A 16,084-nucleotide genomic window follows, 5' to 3' on the forward strand; every position below is an offset into this window, starting at 1 on the left:
TAAATCAGGAGAAAAATATGAGTGAAGATTATAGTGTTAGCTTAATAAAGGCAAGCTCTTATAAAATTATTGTTTCATTAGCTTTGGGTTTTATTGGTTTTGTCGGAACATTCTATTCCAGCAGATTTGACTTCAATGGATTCTCTATAAATTTTACATGGAGTATTATTTTACCTCTATTAGTAACTGTTGCTTGGGGGATGACCTATGGAATTATCAGCATTACCCTAGGCTTGGTGGTACTATATCCATTTATTTTAGGGAGCTACAATGGATGGGCATCCATAGTTCCAGCCATTTCCTTATGTTTGTGGATAATAATACATGGATATGGTGGACAAAAAAGGGGAAAAAAACATAGGTTTTATTATAATATTTACTTTCTACAGTTTATATATGTAGTCATCAGAATGATTATATATATGACTCTTTTTCCAGTTTTAATTAACTTGAATCAACTAAGCCCTCCACCTTGGAATCCACAGGCATATGTACGAGTAGACATGGGAATAGTGTGTCTGTTTGCAATAAAAGGGATTATTGTAGAATCTATACTTTTAGCCCTATGCGATGCATTGTTGCTACTACCCTTTATTAGAAGGATATTTAGACTGCAATGCTCAAGTGGTGCAAAATACAATACTAGAATTATGGGGGCACTAGTGATCTTTGGATTAAGCTTTACTATTATTGTGCTAGAAATTCAGAATTATATAATTGATAGGACACATCTATTAAATTGGCTTATTAATCCAGATGAAAAAATAAGAATTACCTTTCTGCTTGCTACCATATTATTTTTTATAATGGGAGGAATCACTATTCGTTTTCTCCAGAGAGTACTTGAAACTCAAGAGGAATTAAAAGTCCGTGAAAAGCAGCTTGATAATGCAATTAAAGAGATTAAGACTCTAAATGATGAATTGGAACAACGTGTGGCTGATAGAACGTCAGAGCTTCAAAATGCAGTTTATGAGTTAGAGGGATTTGCGTATACCATTTCACATGACCTTAAATCTCCACTTAGAGCTATTGATACATATAGTAATTTTATACAAGAGGAGCATAAGGATTCCTTAAACAATGAGGCATATGAGATAATAGGTAGTATACAGGAAGTTTGTAAGGATATGATAGGATTAATTAATAGATTATTAGAGTATTCAATTACCTCAAAAGCTACTCTTTTCAAAGAAAAGTTACAAGTTAAAAATATTATTGAAGAGGTATTTCAACAGTTTAAAATCCTTAACCAGGATAAAAAAATGGAGTTGATTTTTAAAGGAAAATTTCCAGAAATAAATGTAGACAAAGTGTTTTTCAAGCAGGTTATTACAAATATTATTTCTAATGCAGTTAAGTTTTCAAGGCATAGAGAGAGTATTAAAATTACAGTAGGATGCGACAAAAGCTATAATGAATACGTGTTTTATATTAAGGATAATGGAGTAGGATTTGATATGAAATATTCAAGTAAGCTTTTTAATGTATTCCAAAGATTACATAGAAAGCAAGACTTTGAAGGAACAGGTATTGGACTTGCCACTATAAAAAAGATAATTCAAAAACATGGTGGAAGAGTGTGGATAGAGGGTGTGTTAAATGAAGGGGCTGCTCTTTATTTTACGATACCTTCAATAAAAAATACGCAAAATGGTGATGAAGATGTTTAAGGTAATGATTGTAGACGATATGGAAATAATGAGAAGGCAAATAAAAAGGCTGCCTCTATGGGGAGATAGCACAGAGTTTATTATTACTGCTGAGGCAGAAGATGGACAGGAAGCTCTTGAAAAGTTGCAAATAGAATCGGTGGATTTACTTATAACTGACATAAGTATGCCTAGAATAAATGGAATTGAACTTCTGAAGGAGTCAAAAGAAAGATGCTTAGCTTCATGCGTTGTGTTCTTAAGTGAGCACAGTGAATTTAATTTTGCAAAGGAAGCTATTCAGCATGGTATCTTTGATTATCTTGTTAAGCCAGTGAACTACCAAGAGCTAAAAGGGCTTTTAAAAAGAGTTGAAGAATATATTAAAGAAAAAAAGAAAACCCAGATTAATATAAAAAATCTAGAGGATAAACTATTGCAGGCAATAGATATATATTACCCTGCTAATCAATTAAATTCCATAGCTAAAAATATCATAGAAGGAAATATTAATATTGAGGGAGATATACAAGCTATGGTTGAGGATACTTTTGTCGCATTAGATCATGATATACTAAAGACGGCTCTTGTGCTACAAAGGGTTTGTAATGAAATTTATTTGGAGATAAAATCAAATTATGGCTGGGTTGAGCAATTTCTAGATAAAAACCTTGTTAATGACATAAGTTTAACACACTATAATAATATTGATTTTATTAAGAAAAGAATAATGGAATCTATAGAGGCTTTACTTTTAACTATTAACAAATTTATATTCTCTTCTAAAAAGAGTCCATTAATAAAGGAGATATGTAACTATATAGTTTGTAATATAGAAAAGGAGATTAATATGAGTAAAATCTCTGAAGCTTTATTCCTCTCTAAAAATTACGTTGGGGATATATTTAGACAGGAAACTAGCATTACAGTTGGAGAATATATTACTATGGTTAAAATGGAAAGAGCAAAGCAGCTGATAACTGAAGAAAGTCTTAGGAGTTATGAAATTGCACACAGATTAGGGTATAACAATGTAGAGTATTTTGGAAAGCTGTTTAAAAAACATACTGGACTTTCTCCAATAGAATTTAAAAATACATTTAACAAATAAATATAAAAATTTGGATTTTTATCTGTGTTTTGTAGGGGTATAATCCTTAATTATTACATTCATTTTTTAAAGATATTTTTGTATGATAAATATATCACAAATATGTCTTTTTTTTAACTATTAAATTAAATTGGAATAGGGGAAATGTAAATGTCTATGAAAGAATCTAAATTATTTAAGGTATTGATTATTGTAGCTTTAGTAACTACTATGGCGGGATGTTCTCAAAAAAAGCCTGAGAAGTCTGAGAAGGTGGAAAAGCCTGAGGCTACCACACAGGCAACAAAGGATACTCAAGGAGCAGCTCAAATGACAAAACTTGATTGGAGTATTCAACCTAAGCTTGGAATAATAAAAGGAGACTTTTATAAAATAGAAGAACGTTTTAGACAAGGTCATCTTGGTACCTTAGAGATTGTAAAAGATAAAGGGGCTATAGTTCATGTTGAGTTTAATGAGAGAACTCGTCCTAACTATTACCATCGTTACTATCAGGATGTTCCTAAGCGTATGTCAGAATATAACTTCACTATGGGTGAGAAAAAAGGTGCCGCTTGGATACAAAGCGTGGTTAAAGTAGAAAAGCAAATGCTAGAAAAGCAAAGTATTACTGGTGAGTTTGATGCAGTTTCAGGAGCTTCTAACAGTATTAAACAATCAATGATCCCATTAGCGGAAAAGTTATCACCATCATTAGGTAAACCATCTAATGAGAAATACTATAGCATTGCAGAAAAACTTGATGGAGGATTAACTTCTCTTTTGAAGATAGTAATACGTGACAAGAAGATAATTTCTGTTAGATATGATGAAATTTTTGCTGATTCTCCCGACGAAATTAAAGATCCTAACCTTAAAAAATTCTATAGGCAATCAAAATATGAGAGTGTTGAATATGAAGAGCCTTCACGTATAGGATTTAACATTCAAATGGATGCTTTAAATGAGCAGGTGGTGAAGACACAAAATATGCTTGATATATCTGAGATGCCTGCCATTGGAGACACAGGAAATTACGCTGCTAGCGGCTATACCACTAGAAATACAGCTTGGGATAATTACCTTCGTCTTGCTGAAAAGCTATTAAAAGAAATGAAAAGTGATGGGAATTTCTAATAGATGAACTAGTGATGAAGCAAAGTAATAGTTAATACCATTAAAATTTATAAAATTCATTAGAAAGATGAAATAAGTAGCATCAGTAATAATTGTATGCTACTTATTTTTTATTTATATAATTAAATAATACATATGAACTATAGCATGTATTCTATCATATTATAAATACAGAAGACTTTGAAAAGGAGCTAAATTCTATGAGGCAATTCGGACCTCCAGATTATCCACCACCAGCAACCATTCCACCAAAGCCAGCAAATTCATATATCATCGATTGCCTGCACTCATATACCTATGTATGGCCTAGAAATGGAAGGCCATTCTGGTTTTATCCTACAAGAATAGAGTATGGAGAGGTTTCGGGTTATAGATGGACTGGAACTTATTGGACATTCTATGGATTTGACCCAGAATTAATTGATGAGGTTGCATGTTACCCTATTCCTACCCTTTACTAAAGTTCCATTAAGATAAGACATATATTCAAAAGGCTCTCTATGTAACTAGTTACATAGAGAGCCTTTTGAGCCTATTAAGTATAATGAAATTCTCTATATCTTCATTAAATCTTCATAATTTTAATAAATATTTCTTTAATAATGGCTTTTATAATAATTAGTATAAATGGAAATGGTTATTGGATTAAGACCAGGAGCATTTTTTATTAATTATGATTTTTCTTTTTTGACTATAGATTTGGGAGAAGGGGGAGAGAGAATTATGAAATATTTAGCCATAATTCCAGCTTATAATGAAGAAAAAAACATATATAAAGTGGTAGAGGCAATTAAAGATAGTAATGTTGAGTTTGATATTGTAGTTGTAAATGACGGTTCAACAGACAATACAGAATTAGAAGCTAGGAAGGCAGGAGCAAAGGTTTTAAATTTAAGTAGTAACTTAGGAATTGGTGGTGCCGTGCAGACAGGATATTTATATGCACTTTATAATGGTTACGATGCAGCGGTGCAGATTGATGGGGATGGTCAACATAGCTCAAAGGATTTAGGTAAGTTAGCTAAGGAACTTAAGGAGAGTAATGCTGATATGATAATTGGTTCAAGGTTTATTTGTAAGTCAAATTATAAACCTAGTGTGTGTAGAAATCTTGGTATAAGATATTTTTCTAAGCTTGTATCTTTTTTATGTAAAAGTTCATATTATGACACCACTTCTGGTTATAGGATGGTTAACAAAACAGGAATCAGTCTTTTCGCAAATTATTATCCTCAGGATTATCCAGAAGTTGAGACTATAGTGTATGCTGTAAAAAATGGTCTTAAGGTGAAAGAGGTTGACGTTAATATGAATAAAAGGCAAGGTGGAAAATCCTCTATAACACCAATAAAATCTGGCTATTATATGATAAAAGTAACTCTAGCCTCGCTTATTCTACCAAGTAGAAAAGAGGTGTTACAATGAATATATTTTATTTTATGATTTCACTCTTTTTTCTAGTTATAAGTATTATATTTATTCAGAAAAGAAGTTTGGAATTTAAATCTGGTCTGTTATGGATTTTAGTAAGTTTAATTTTAATGATATTTTCAATGAATTCCACAATTGTAGAGTATCTTGCAAAAGCTACAGGGATAATGTACGCACCAGCATTTTTGTTTTTTATGGGTATAGTATTTTGCTTGATAATGATTTTTTATTTAATGATAGTAATTTCAAGCATTCAGAAAAAGTTAACAAAGCTTATACAAGAAAATTCCATATTAAAAGATAGAATGGAAGAAAGGTAAGAAAATGAATTATTTATTATTAGGAGTTAATATATTAATGTTGGTATGTGGACAAGTTTTATGGAAGGTGGGGATGAGTAAAGTTGATTTTCGGATATCTTTTAAAGGTATAATGAATACTTTATTCAATCCTTACATATTTTCTGGTGGAATTATTTATGTTTTTGCTACGGTTATTTGGTTATATTTATTATCCAAGGAACAGTTAAGTAGTATATATCCTCTTCAGAGTTTATGTTATATCGTAGGGGCCTTTGCAGGGGTTATTATATTCAATGAAAGTTTAACAATATCAAAAATCCTTGGACTTTTATTACTTTTTGCAGGAGCTGTTTTAGTTGGAATGAAGTAGGATAAATTTATCATTTAATTATAGGACAAGCGGGGGATGATATGTGAATAAATTAAAAGATATGAATGAAGAAAAAAGAATTTATACTTATTTAATAATCATTGAAATAGTTTTTATGGCAATAGCTATTTTTTCTATATTTACCTTGGGAGATTCCTTGCTTTTAGGGAGTTTAGAAAAATTCGATAATGATGATGCAAAGTATATTAGAAGCGCATGGAATTTATTGGATAACAATATATTGTCTTACGAAAACATAAAAGAAGCTACAGCTTATATAATGCCAGGGTTAACGTATATACTTTCATTATTTATGTTTATCTTTGGTAAGATAAATGGCATTGTAGCATTTAGAATATTTCAAGCAATATTGCAAGGAATAAGTTTATATCTCTTGTTTTTAATAGGGAAAAAAGTATTTAATAGCAAAGTGGCCTTAATAGCCTGTTTTATGGATGCATTATATATAGCTGAAATTTATGCAGCAAACCTTATTTTGATGGAAGTTATTTTTAAGTTTTTATTGTTACTTTTAATATATATAAGTATTTATGCCATTGAAAAGAAAAGTTTGAAGTTATATATATTAGGTGGAATGGTTTGGGCAATAGGCTGTTTATTTAGGCCTACCATTGCTGCTTACCCACTGTTAATTTTAATTATGTGGATAAAAGATAAATATAGCTTTGGTGAGATGTTTAAATATACTATCGTAGTTACATCTATATTCTGTATTATTATGGCGCCTTGGTGGATAAGAAATTATAAAGTTTTTGATAGAGTGATTTTGTTTACAAAATCTAGTGGAAATCCATTTTTGCAGGGCACCTTTATCAATTATGACCAAAGTAAGGGTTTGGGAGTGCCCTATATAAAAGGAAAAGATGTTTTAGAGAGTAATGAAAATGAAATGAAGGCAGGACTTCAAAGATTAAAGATCTATGGAAAAAAAGAACCATTAAAATATATAGCTTGGTACACTTTGGGTAAAACCTTTTATTTTTGGAGAGCTCCTTTCTATTGGGTAATTAATATATCATATATTCCTGTAATTATTTATCATTTCATAATCTTATTTTATGCCCTTTATGGTATGATAAAGTACAAGGATAAGAGTCTGAATCTTAAGTTTTTGATTATGGTAGTGATTTATTTTAATATTATATACTTACCCTATTATACTTTTGAAAGATATTCATATCCTTTGATGCCATTAGTAATATTATTTGCGGCATATACCATTAATGATAAGAGATGTAAAAGAATAGAATTAATTAAATAGCTGCGGTTATTAATAATAAGAAAGGGGCTGTAACTCTTGGAAAAAAATACAATATTAGTAGTGGATGATGAAAAAGATATAAGGGAATTAATTGAAATTTATTTAATAAATGAAGGCTTAAAGGTTATTACAGCCTATGATGGCATGGATGCTTTGGAAAAGCTTAAAAATAATGATATTGATTTAATAATTTTAGATATTATGATGCCTAAATTGGATGGGATAAGAACATGTCTAAAAATTAGAGAAGAAAAAAAGCTTCCTATAATCATGCTTTCTGCTAAAAATGAGGACAGTGATAAAATTCTAGGTTTAAATGTTGGAGCTGATGATTATGTTACTAAGCCTTTTAATCCATTAGAGCTTGCTGCAAGAGTAAAATCTCAGCTTAGAAGATGCTTTAATTTTAATGAAGCAAAAAAAGAAGATGAGGATGAAATAGTCATTGATGGACTTACTATAAATAGAGCTTCAAGAGAAGTTTTTGTTGAAGGAAACTTTGTAAGGCTTACTCCTCTAGAATTTTCTATATTAGAAACTTTAGCAATTAATCGAGGTAGAGTTATGAGTACAGAACAGATTTATGATAGTGTATGGAAGGAACCTTTTAATAATGCAGATAATACTGTAGCTGTACACATAAGAAACATAAGAGAGAAGATCGAGATCAACCCTAAGGAACCTAAGTATATAAAAGTGGTATGGGGAGTGGGATACAAAATTGAAAAATAGAATTAAGAAATTATTATTTGGAAGTGTAACAAGAGAACTATTATTAACTATTCTTTTAAGTGTTACCTCTATATCTTTAATTTTTGATGTAATACCACATAAGGTGTCTAATGCAGTGTCCGGTATTATATCAGATGCCTTATATGTTATCACATTATGTATCATACCAAGTATTGTAGTTATGTTGTTAATTTCTTCAAAATTCAAAAATAGACTTAAGGAGTTAGTATTTGCAAGCGTAACAAGAGAATTATTATTAGCTTTTTCTTTAGTTATTATTTCTGTGAAATTATTGCCTAATATAATAACTATTCTATTATTAATTTATTTATTGGTTAGAAGAAAAGCCGAATATATAAAAAGTATATATAATGGTATAAAAATAATTTCTAAAGGAAATTTAGATTATAAAATAGGAATTCAAGGGCATGATGAATTAGCAATTTTAGCAAAAGAGATAAATAACATGTCGCTTAGGCTGAAAAATAAAATAGAGGAAGAAAGAGCCTCAGAAAGATTAAAAAGTGAACTTGTAACAAATGTATCTCATGATTTAAGAACACCCCTTACAGCATTGATTGGGTACATTCAGCTTGCAGCAGATGATAAAATGAGCTTTGAAGATAAAGATAAATATGCAAAAATATCTTTAGAAAAGTCGAAAAAACTAAAGGTATTAATAGACGATTTATTTGAGTATTCTAAACTTGAAAGTGGCGGTATTAAACTTGAAAAAGTAAAAGTTAATATAATAGAGATAATGGAGCAAAGCATAGGTGAGCTCTCAATTCAGGCAAAAGAAAGATATATAAGGTTTAACAAAAATTTTAAAAATAGCAAAATAGAGTTATTAGTAGATCCCGGTAAAATAGCAAGGGTTTTTGAAAATATTATAGGAAATGCTGTTAAATACAGTGTTGAAGGAAGCGACGTAAATATAAATTTATATGAAAATAATGAAAATGTAATTATAAGCTTTGAAAATATAGTTGAGAGCATCTCAAAAGAAGATTTGGATAAAATATTTAATAGATTTTATAGGACAGATGAATCAAGAAACTCAGAAATTGCAGGATCAGGATTGGGATTAGCAATTGCAAAAAATATAGTAGAACTGCATGAAGGAAGAATTTGGGTGAAAAATGAAGATAATAAGTTTATAATTAACATAGAATTAAGTAGAGAGGGTTTATAAAAATGATAGAAGAGTTTGCTAAACCAGGGGCTGGCGGAATAATTGAAAAAATGAAAAAGGATTTTATCCTATGCATGTTATTGCATTAAAAAAATATATAAAATTAAAAACTTAAAGTTGATAGAATGCGTATATGAGTGTTTAAGAAAAGGATAAATACTATGAAAAGAAAATTTATAAATGGAGAAGGATGGGAATTTTTAGATGCGTATTCGTCCAAGTATATCCACATTGACGAGATGTATAGTGGATATATATCATTGATTAAGATTGATAAGGTAAAACAAAAGATTACTGTTGATTATTAACAATCACAATTATGTTTACTGGATGATGGTTATAAGTGTTTAATGTTTTTACCTGACAATGAAAAGTGGTGTGTTAGTGCAAAGTCTGATTATGACGTAGCTTATAATACTTGCAATAAAATAATTAAAGATATAATTCCAAATAAGAACTTTTTAATATCTTTTTTTGGAAGATACTTAATCTGTTTGGAACATTAAAGATAAGAAGGAACCACAAAAGTTTAACTTGGTTTTATATGTATTATATTGTAAAATAAACTAAGATAGTAAGCTTATAACTGAAATTAGAGTATAGCTGTATTTCTAGGGGATTATTTATATCTTTTCAGTTGTATCAAAGGGAAGGGTAGATCATTTATGAAAAGATTGCTTAGTATTGTTCTTGCACTTGTCTTATGCACATCAGTATCATTGACAGCCTATGCGGCAGAGGATAAAGGAGTGCTGTCATCGGGCGTTTCCTATTCTAATATAGAAGCAGTGATTGATTCCTATGTTGAGGATCATAAAGACACCACAGCCGCAGTATCCGTGGCTGTATTCACTGACAGTAATGTGCTGATGGAAAAAGCATATGGGTATTCAGACATTGAGAATGCAATTTCAAATGATAAGGACACGGTTTTCGAATGGGGTTCCTGTACTAAATTATTAGTTTGGACAAGTGTTATGCAACTTGTGGAGAAGGGTAAGATAGACCTCAAGGAGGATATTCGCACATATCTGCCAGAGGGATTTTTCAAAAAACTTAAGTTCGATACCCCAATAACTATACTGAATCTTATGAACCACAATGCGGGATGGCAGGAAACGGTTACAGATCTGTTTATTAAGGACAAGAAAGATGTAAAAGAACTTGGAGAAGCATTACAGCTTATTGAACCAGAGCAGGTCCATGAGCCAGGCACGGTGGTTGCGTATTCAAATTGGGGTTCTGCACTGGCAGGATATATCGTTGAGCGCATCAGTGGACAATCTTTTCATGATTATGTGCATGAACACATTTTTGAGTCACTGGGCATGAAGCATACGGCTCTAAATGCCACACTTTCCGATAATAAATGGGTTGCTGAAAAGCGTAAGGAAGAAAAGTGCTATACCACTAAGAATGAATCGCTTGGAACCAGACTGTATTATCTTTCCTTATATCCTGCGGGAATGGCCACTGGTACTATCAGTGATTTTATAAAATTTGGCCAGACGTTTCTTGTTGCTAAAGGAGAAAAATCCCCATTATTTGAGAAAAGGGAAACTTTAGATGAAATGCTTTCGCCTTCATTGTTTTTTGCCGATGGAAAAGCCGCTAGGAACTATCATGGATTTTGGACAGATGAACTTGGTGTTTCTGTATTATGGCACAATGGGGGGACCCTTGGAAGCTCCTCATGGTTTGCATTTGATCTGAAATCTGGCACTGGTATGATAATTCTTACCAATCAGGCTGGAGAGTCGATCTACAACTGCGGTCTTTTGCCGAAGGTTTTTGGAAAATATGAGAGCGGTACAGGCATAGTGCAGCCAGAAGATATTTCTGGTATGTACGTATCATCTAGAACCTGTTTCAAAGGCTTCGCAAAACCCTACAGCTTGGTTTCTCTCATGCGACTTGTTTCTAAGGACGGTGGCTTATATTCCGTTCCCGGAACTCATAAGACCGTCGCACCTATCAAAACAGGCTCATATCTGATGGACGATGGTGGGCTTAAGCAGTTTATAATTTATGCGTCAACTGATAAAGATGGACGTACAGTCCTGCAGTTACCAGCTTCGGATTATGTGGAAGTGAACGGTTATGGAGTGATAGCAAAATATGCACTATTGGTATTATTCGTATTGGCAACAGTTTATGGGTTTTTTTCGCTAATTATCAGTTTCATCGGCTTCCTAAAACGTAAAAAATCTATTGGGACAATAGGGAAATGCCGTGCCATTGTAAATGCTTCCGTCATTACTACGGCAATGATGTTTGTTTATATATCCATAAAGCTGTTTTCTGGATTAGCATTGCTTGAGGATGTTCTATGGAGTGTCATACTTAATGGGGTATTTGCCCTGATTCCTGTGGCCTACGCTGTTATCCTAGCTACAAAATGGAAAAAACTCCACTGCACAAGAAAGGAGAAGATAAACCTGATTATGACTGGCATCGCAGGTTTTATCATGACAATTAACGTCATTTTCTGGGAGGCATATAAATTTTGGTAATAGATTTTATTTTGATATGCATCCATTGATAATGAGCATTTAGTGAAGGTTAAGGAAATGGCAATCTATCGTGAATTATAAAGTAAAGAAATCCTCCTGGATTAATATTAAAATAAATATTAATCCAGGAGGATATTTTTTTATATTGACAATAATTATTCTAAGTGTTATTTTAAAATTGAACAGTGTTTAATTATAGAACTGTGTTAAATGAAGTGGGAGTGAAATAATGACTATAGAAAAGAGAAGAGAACGAGAAATTGAGGAAATGAGGGAACTTATCCTTTTAACAGCAAGTGATATCATTGCTGCTGAAGGATTTGATAAGCTATCAATTAGAAAAATTGCTAAAAAAATTGAATATTCTCCTTCTATTATTTATCATTATTTTAATGATAAGGAAGAAATATTAAACAATGTAATGCAAAGGGGTTATAAAAAAATAGTAATGGCAGTATCTTCTGTAAAGATGGAAAATAACCCTCCAGAAGAAAGATTAATACAAATGACTAAAAATTATATAAAAGCGGCATTAAATATGCCAGATGAATTTATGGCGGCCCAATTAAATCAATCAAAAGCAGCATTAAAACATACCTCCTCATTATTTAAAGGTGCTTCAAAAGAAAAGCCAGCTTTGTCTGCACTATACCAATGCTTACAAGAAATATATAAGGATAAAGATATAGATGAAAATACAATTGAATTAACCGCTCAAATGATTGTAGTATCAACCTTAGGTCTTATTTTTAAGCTCATAGTAGAGAAAGACATTGGTGATGAACAAAGAGAAAAATTGATTAGCTTTTATTCAAATGAAATAGTACTAAGAATAACTAATGAAAATACATTGAATTAGGAAGGAGAAGGAAAATATAATGCTGGAAGATGGTCAAATCAGCTCGATGTTAAAATAGAAGAATAAAATAAAATGGGGGTAATTAAATGAATACTTTGATAGTTTATGCAAGTAAATATGGATGTACAGAAAAATGTGCTGAATTATTGTCCAAAGAACTTATTGGTAAAGTAGACATAATAGATTTAAAGAAAGTAAGGGATATTGATATTTCAAAATATGAAAAGATTATTATTGGTGGATCAATATATGTTGGCAAAATACAGAAGGAAGTAACAGAATTCTGTTCAAAGAATTTAAGTAAATTAGAAGAAAAAAGAATTGGATTGTTTATTTGTGGTATGCAAGAAGGAGATATGATCAGTGCTGAATTAAATCAGAATTTTAATTCAGCATTAATCAAAATTGCAGATACTAAGGAATGTTTTGGAGGAGAATTTATCTTTGATAAAATGAACTTCATAGAAAAATTTATAGTAAAAAGGGTATCTAAAGTAATGTCAAATAAATCCAATATATTGGAGGATAATATCCACAGATTTGCACAAGCAATGAATGCTATTTAGCATATCTGGAGGTAGCTTAAATGAAGTACAATAAAATAATTAGTTTACTTGTAGTATGCATCGTCATATTATCAATATTTGCGTCAGCCATTGGAATATTCTCTAGTGGTGGGCCAGGCGACTACGAAATCCAATCCTTTAGAGGGGAAACAATTAATATTTATGGAAGAGGTTTATATAGTAATGATTCCATGTCAGTAGCCACTCAAGGTATAGCGCAGGATATAGTAACAGCAGTTTTAGGTATCCCCCTATTAATTGCATCTTTGTGCCTATCGTTAAGGGGGTCTTTGAAAGGCAGATTGCTGCTTACAGGAACATTAGGCTATTTCTTGTACACATTTATTTCCTACGTTTTTTTATGGATGTACAATCCAATGTTTATTGTATATGTAATACTCATGTCAGCAAGTTTTTTTGCATTCACATTATCAATGATGTCAGTTGATATTAGAAATTTAAGTTCAGCATTTAACAAAAAGCTTCCGGTAAAGTTCCTAGGTGGATTTCAAATATTCTTTGCTGCAGCATTATGCTTACTTTGGATGAGCAAAATAATACCTACAATAATAAATGGAACGGTTCCTGTAGGACTAGAGCATTATACGACCCTTGTTATTCAAGGATTAGACTTGGGAGTTATAGTACCTATAGCATTACTATCTGGAGCGTTGCTAATTAAAAGGAAACCCTTTGGCTACCTTCTTTCTTCAGTTATAATTATGAAAGGTTTTACTATGGGGGCAGCTCTGACAGCCATGATAATAGGGCAATATCTTGCAGGTGTTTCAATGAGCATTTTAGAAATCATCATATTCCCTTTATTTAGTTTGATTATATTCTATTGCATGCTTTTGTTGATTAAGAATATTGATGATAAAGAATATAAAACCTTTAAAAAGAGTAATTGTAATAATATCTAATTAGTGGGCAGGGTACTACTGAATAAAAAAGCAAGGCTTTTGCCCTGCTAATGTTTAATGGTATGCTTATTTCTAGTTATTTTCTTTTGACTGGAATCCAAATTTCACAGATATAATCATCTGATTGTGTGTCCCCCGGACCATATACTTGAATTTCATAATCCATAGATTTTTCGTAACCGCTTGATGGCAGCCATTCTGAAAATATCTGTGCAGTCAATGCATCAATTGGATGTTCCTTTTGATTGAGCGTATCCTTTGCTGTGAAGACAGCCCATGTGCTAGCAGGCACTTCAAATCGAGTAAGTTCAGGGAAATCTCCTCCAGAATCCTCTGCTCCTATTGCTTCAACAATATCACCATTTTCAAGAGTGTGTGTAACTCCCATTTGCCAGAACGGTTCTCGGTATAGTTTATATTTGTCGCGTATAATCAAATTTGTACCACGGTTAAGAAAATCATCCCAAAACGTCCATCGTTCTCCCATTCTTTCTGTCCAATGTTCTGATTCCTTGTTAGCAGTCCACTTGCCAAAGTTTTTTACAACACCAACACCTTTTATAATGCCCTTTTCTTCAATACGGTATTCCATATCTGCATCTCCTTTTAATGAAATTTGAAAGGTGATACGCGGATACATCCTGAGTTTAACACCTAAGGTGCATGCTTCCCTTGGCGATACTCCATGCATATCGCGAAATGCACGGGTGAACGACTCTGGAGAGTTGTAACCGTATTTTAAAGCCACATCAATAACTTTGACATTGCCACACTGTAACTCTAATGCTGCAAGAGAAAGTCTTCTGTTACGTAAATATTCACTTATTGAAATTCCAATTACAAAAGAAAAAATTCTGCCAAATTGATACGCATTGCAACAAACAATTTTCGCAACATCATTTAAGCTAAAGTCTTCTGTAATATGCTCCTCGATATAGTCAATCACTTTAGTCATTCGATTCAGAAAGTCCACGGTAATCCCTCCTTTCAAATTAAGGATAACAGATATAGACAAATCCTACCTTGCATTTTTAAGACAAATGAGCAAGGTAGAAAACTTCAGCAATTCTTAGTTCACATAAATATGTTAGAGTGCATTAACAACTATTGATTATACAATATTTTATTCTTATTCGAAAGAATAAAATAGATAAGAATTAAAATAATAAAAAGGTATTTAGTAAATCAAAACAAGCAAGGAGGGATGCCCTATGACTAATAACAGAGAACCTAATAGATTAATCTATGAAAAATCACCAAATTTACTTGATATTAGGTGATTTTTATAGTATCAAGAAACAATAAAGATGATATATATAGGAAACTTTAATTATAATCATTTATTATCTTGTTATGAATTATACATTGTGTAAAAATGAAATTATAATTATAGTCGTAGATAACTTCCATTCAGAGAGTACTAAAATGTAGCATTTCATATTGAGTTTTGATAATAGAAAATATTTAGCCAAGCTTTTTACAAATAGTAAGAAAGAGGGACAATTATTGAATAGCAAATCATCATGTAACAAGTACAAGAAAAAAAGATACAGCAACTTACAACTAAGCAAGGCACTGAATATGATTGAAGAGGGACACTCGCATTCAGAGGTTATAGAAGACACCTCGTTGAATAAAAGTATAATAGCAAGAGAAATGAGAAAGAGAAAAAATTTAAAAGGTAGGCAAGCAGCGGAAAAATATAATGAATTTTTACAAGAAGAAACTATTAGACTGTTTGAAAAATACTATAATAGTGGGTTAAAGAAGTAAGCAATAAAGAAAATGAATAGAAGGATTAGTTGGGAATTTATGCATATGCTAATTCATGAGAATTTTTAATAAGAAATTTTATAAAATGTACATTTGGATACCATCAGAAGTATCCTTTTTTATTATGATTTTATAGTTTGTGATTGTGTACATCTAGTATATAGCAATAATTAATTTATTATCCTCAAAAAAGTCGAGAAAAACTTCATAAAATGAAATATAATAAAATTACTTCTAGAAGAAAATGGAACTTAGGGTG

At 31.5% G+C, this 16,084-nt stretch carries 17 protein-coding genes; 16 read left to right on the forward strand and 1 reads right to left on the reverse strand.

The window, feature by feature from the left end; all coding sequences use genetic code 11:
• Positions 1–17 precede the first annotated feature (17 nt).
• The 15 genes from BN2665_RS21075 (at position 18) to BN2665_RS21140 (ending at position 14,052) form a co-directional block, all read left to right on the forward strand.
• Positions 18–1,673 (forward strand): sensor histidine kinase, encoded by a 1,656-nt coding sequence (locus tag BN2665_RS21075; protein ID WP_055669083.1) that lies wholly within the window; start codon positions 18–20, stop codon positions 1,671–1,673.
• Positions 1,666–2,763 (forward strand): response regulator transcription factor, encoded by a 1,098-nt coding sequence (locus tag BN2665_RS21080; protein WP_055669084.1) that lies wholly within the window; start codon positions 1,666–1,668, stop codon positions 2,761–2,763. The genes BN2665_RS21075 and BN2665_RS21080 overlap by 8 nt, the downstream gene beginning before the upstream one ends.
• 150 nt (positions 2,764–2,913) lie before the next feature.
• Positions 2,914–3,879: a hypothetical protein gene (locus BN2665_RS21085; RefSeq protein ID WP_055669085.1), complete on the forward strand. Its 966-nt coding sequence runs from the start codon at positions 2,914–2,916 to the stop codon at positions 3,877–3,879.
• Positions 3,880–4,079: 200 nt separating this feature from the next.
• The gene (locus BN2665_RS21090; RefSeq protein ID WP_055669086.1) at positions 4,080–4,340 is read left to right on the forward strand and encodes a hypothetical protein; all 261 of its coding nucleotides are present in this window, start codon (positions 4,080–4,082) and stop codon (positions 4,338–4,340) included.
• Between the two features lie 262 nt (positions 4,341–4,602).
• On the forward strand, positions 4,603–5,304 hold the full coding sequence (locus BN2665_RS21095) for a glycosyltransferase family 2 protein (RefSeq protein WP_055670031.1): 702 nt from the start codon (positions 4,603–4,605) through the stop codon (positions 5,302–5,304).
• On the forward strand, positions 5,301–5,630 hold the full coding sequence (locus tag BN2665_RS21100) for a DUF2304 domain-containing protein (protein ID WP_055669087.1): 330 nt from the start codon (positions 5,301–5,303) through the stop codon (positions 5,628–5,630). Before BN2665_RS21095 ends, BN2665_RS21100 begins: the two co-directional genes overlap by 4 nt.
• A gap of 4 nt (positions 5,631–5,634) precedes the next feature.
• Positions 5,635–5,982: an EamA family transporter gene (locus tag BN2665_RS21105; protein ID WP_055669088.1), complete on the forward strand. Its 348-nt coding sequence runs from the start codon at positions 5,635–5,637 to the stop codon at positions 5,980–5,982.
• A 43-nt stretch (positions 5,983–6,025) separates the two neighbouring features.
• Positions 6,026–7,264, forward strand: coding sequence for an ArnT family glycosyltransferase (locus BN2665_RS21110; RefSeq protein WP_242866001.1), 1,239 nt, complete (start codon positions 6,026–6,028; stop codon positions 7,262–7,264).
• A gap of 36 nt (positions 7,265–7,300) precedes the next feature.
• Complete coding sequence (locus BN2665_RS21115; RefSeq protein WP_055669089.1) at positions 7,301–7,996, forward strand: response regulator transcription factor; 696 nt, start codon at positions 7,301–7,303, stop codon at positions 7,994–7,996.
• Positions 7,986–9,191: a sensor histidine kinase gene (locus tag BN2665_RS21120; RefSeq protein WP_055669090.1), complete on the forward strand. Its 1,206-nt coding sequence runs from the start codon at positions 7,986–7,988 to the stop codon at positions 9,189–9,191. The genes BN2665_RS21115 and BN2665_RS21120 overlap by 11 nt, the downstream gene beginning before the upstream one ends.
• Positions 9,192–9,328: 137 nt before the next feature.
• Positions 9,329–9,499 (forward strand): hypothetical protein, encoded by a 171-nt coding sequence (locus BN2665_RS27155; RefSeq protein WP_154675001.1) that lies wholly within the window; start codon positions 9,329–9,331, stop codon positions 9,497–9,499.
• A 357-nt stretch (positions 9,500–9,856) separates the two neighbouring features.
• Positions 9,857–11,704, forward strand: coding sequence for a serine hydrolase domain-containing protein (locus BN2665_RS21125; protein WP_055669091.1), 1,848 nt, complete (start codon positions 9,857–9,859; stop codon positions 11,702–11,704).
• Between the two features lie 229 nt (positions 11,705–11,933).
• On the forward strand, positions 11,934–12,563 hold the full coding sequence (locus BN2665_RS21130) for a TetR/AcrR family transcriptional regulator (protein WP_055669092.1): 630 nt from the start codon (positions 11,934–11,936) through the stop codon (positions 12,561–12,563).
• An 86-nt stretch (positions 12,564–12,649) separates the two neighbouring features.
• Positions 12,650–13,129: a flavodoxin domain-containing protein gene (locus BN2665_RS21135; RefSeq protein ID WP_055669093.1), complete on the forward strand. Its 480-nt coding sequence runs from the start codon at positions 12,650–12,652 to the stop codon at positions 13,127–13,129.
• Positions 13,130–13,149: 20 nt separating this feature from the next.
• A complete protein-coding gene (locus BN2665_RS21140) occupies positions 13,150–14,052 on the forward strand; it encodes a hypothetical protein (RefSeq protein WP_055669094.1) in 903 nt (300 codons plus the stop codon).
• A 76-nt stretch (positions 14,053–14,128) separates the two neighbouring features.
• Here the strand turns inward: BN2665_RS21140 and BN2665_RS21145 are convergent, their stop codons facing one another.
• Positions 14,129–15,025: an AraC family transcriptional regulator gene (locus tag BN2665_RS21145; RefSeq protein ID WP_055669095.1), complete on the reverse strand. Its 897-nt coding sequence runs from the start codon at positions 15,023–15,025 to the stop codon at positions 14,129–14,131.
• Positions 15,026–15,558: 533 nt separating this feature from the next.
• Between BN2665_RS21145 and BN2665_RS21150 the strand changes: the two genes are divergently transcribed.
• Positions 15,559–15,825: a hypothetical protein gene (locus BN2665_RS21150; protein WP_055669096.1), complete on the forward strand. Its 267-nt coding sequence runs from the start codon at positions 15,559–15,561 to the stop codon at positions 15,823–15,825.
• The last annotated feature ends 259 nt before the right edge of the window (positions 15,826–16,084 follow it).

It is taken from the genome of Desnuesiella massiliensis (assembly GCF_001403615.1).
Classification (GTDB): Bacteria; Bacillota; Clostridia; order Clostridiales; family Clostridiaceae; genus Desnuesiella; species Desnuesiella massiliensis.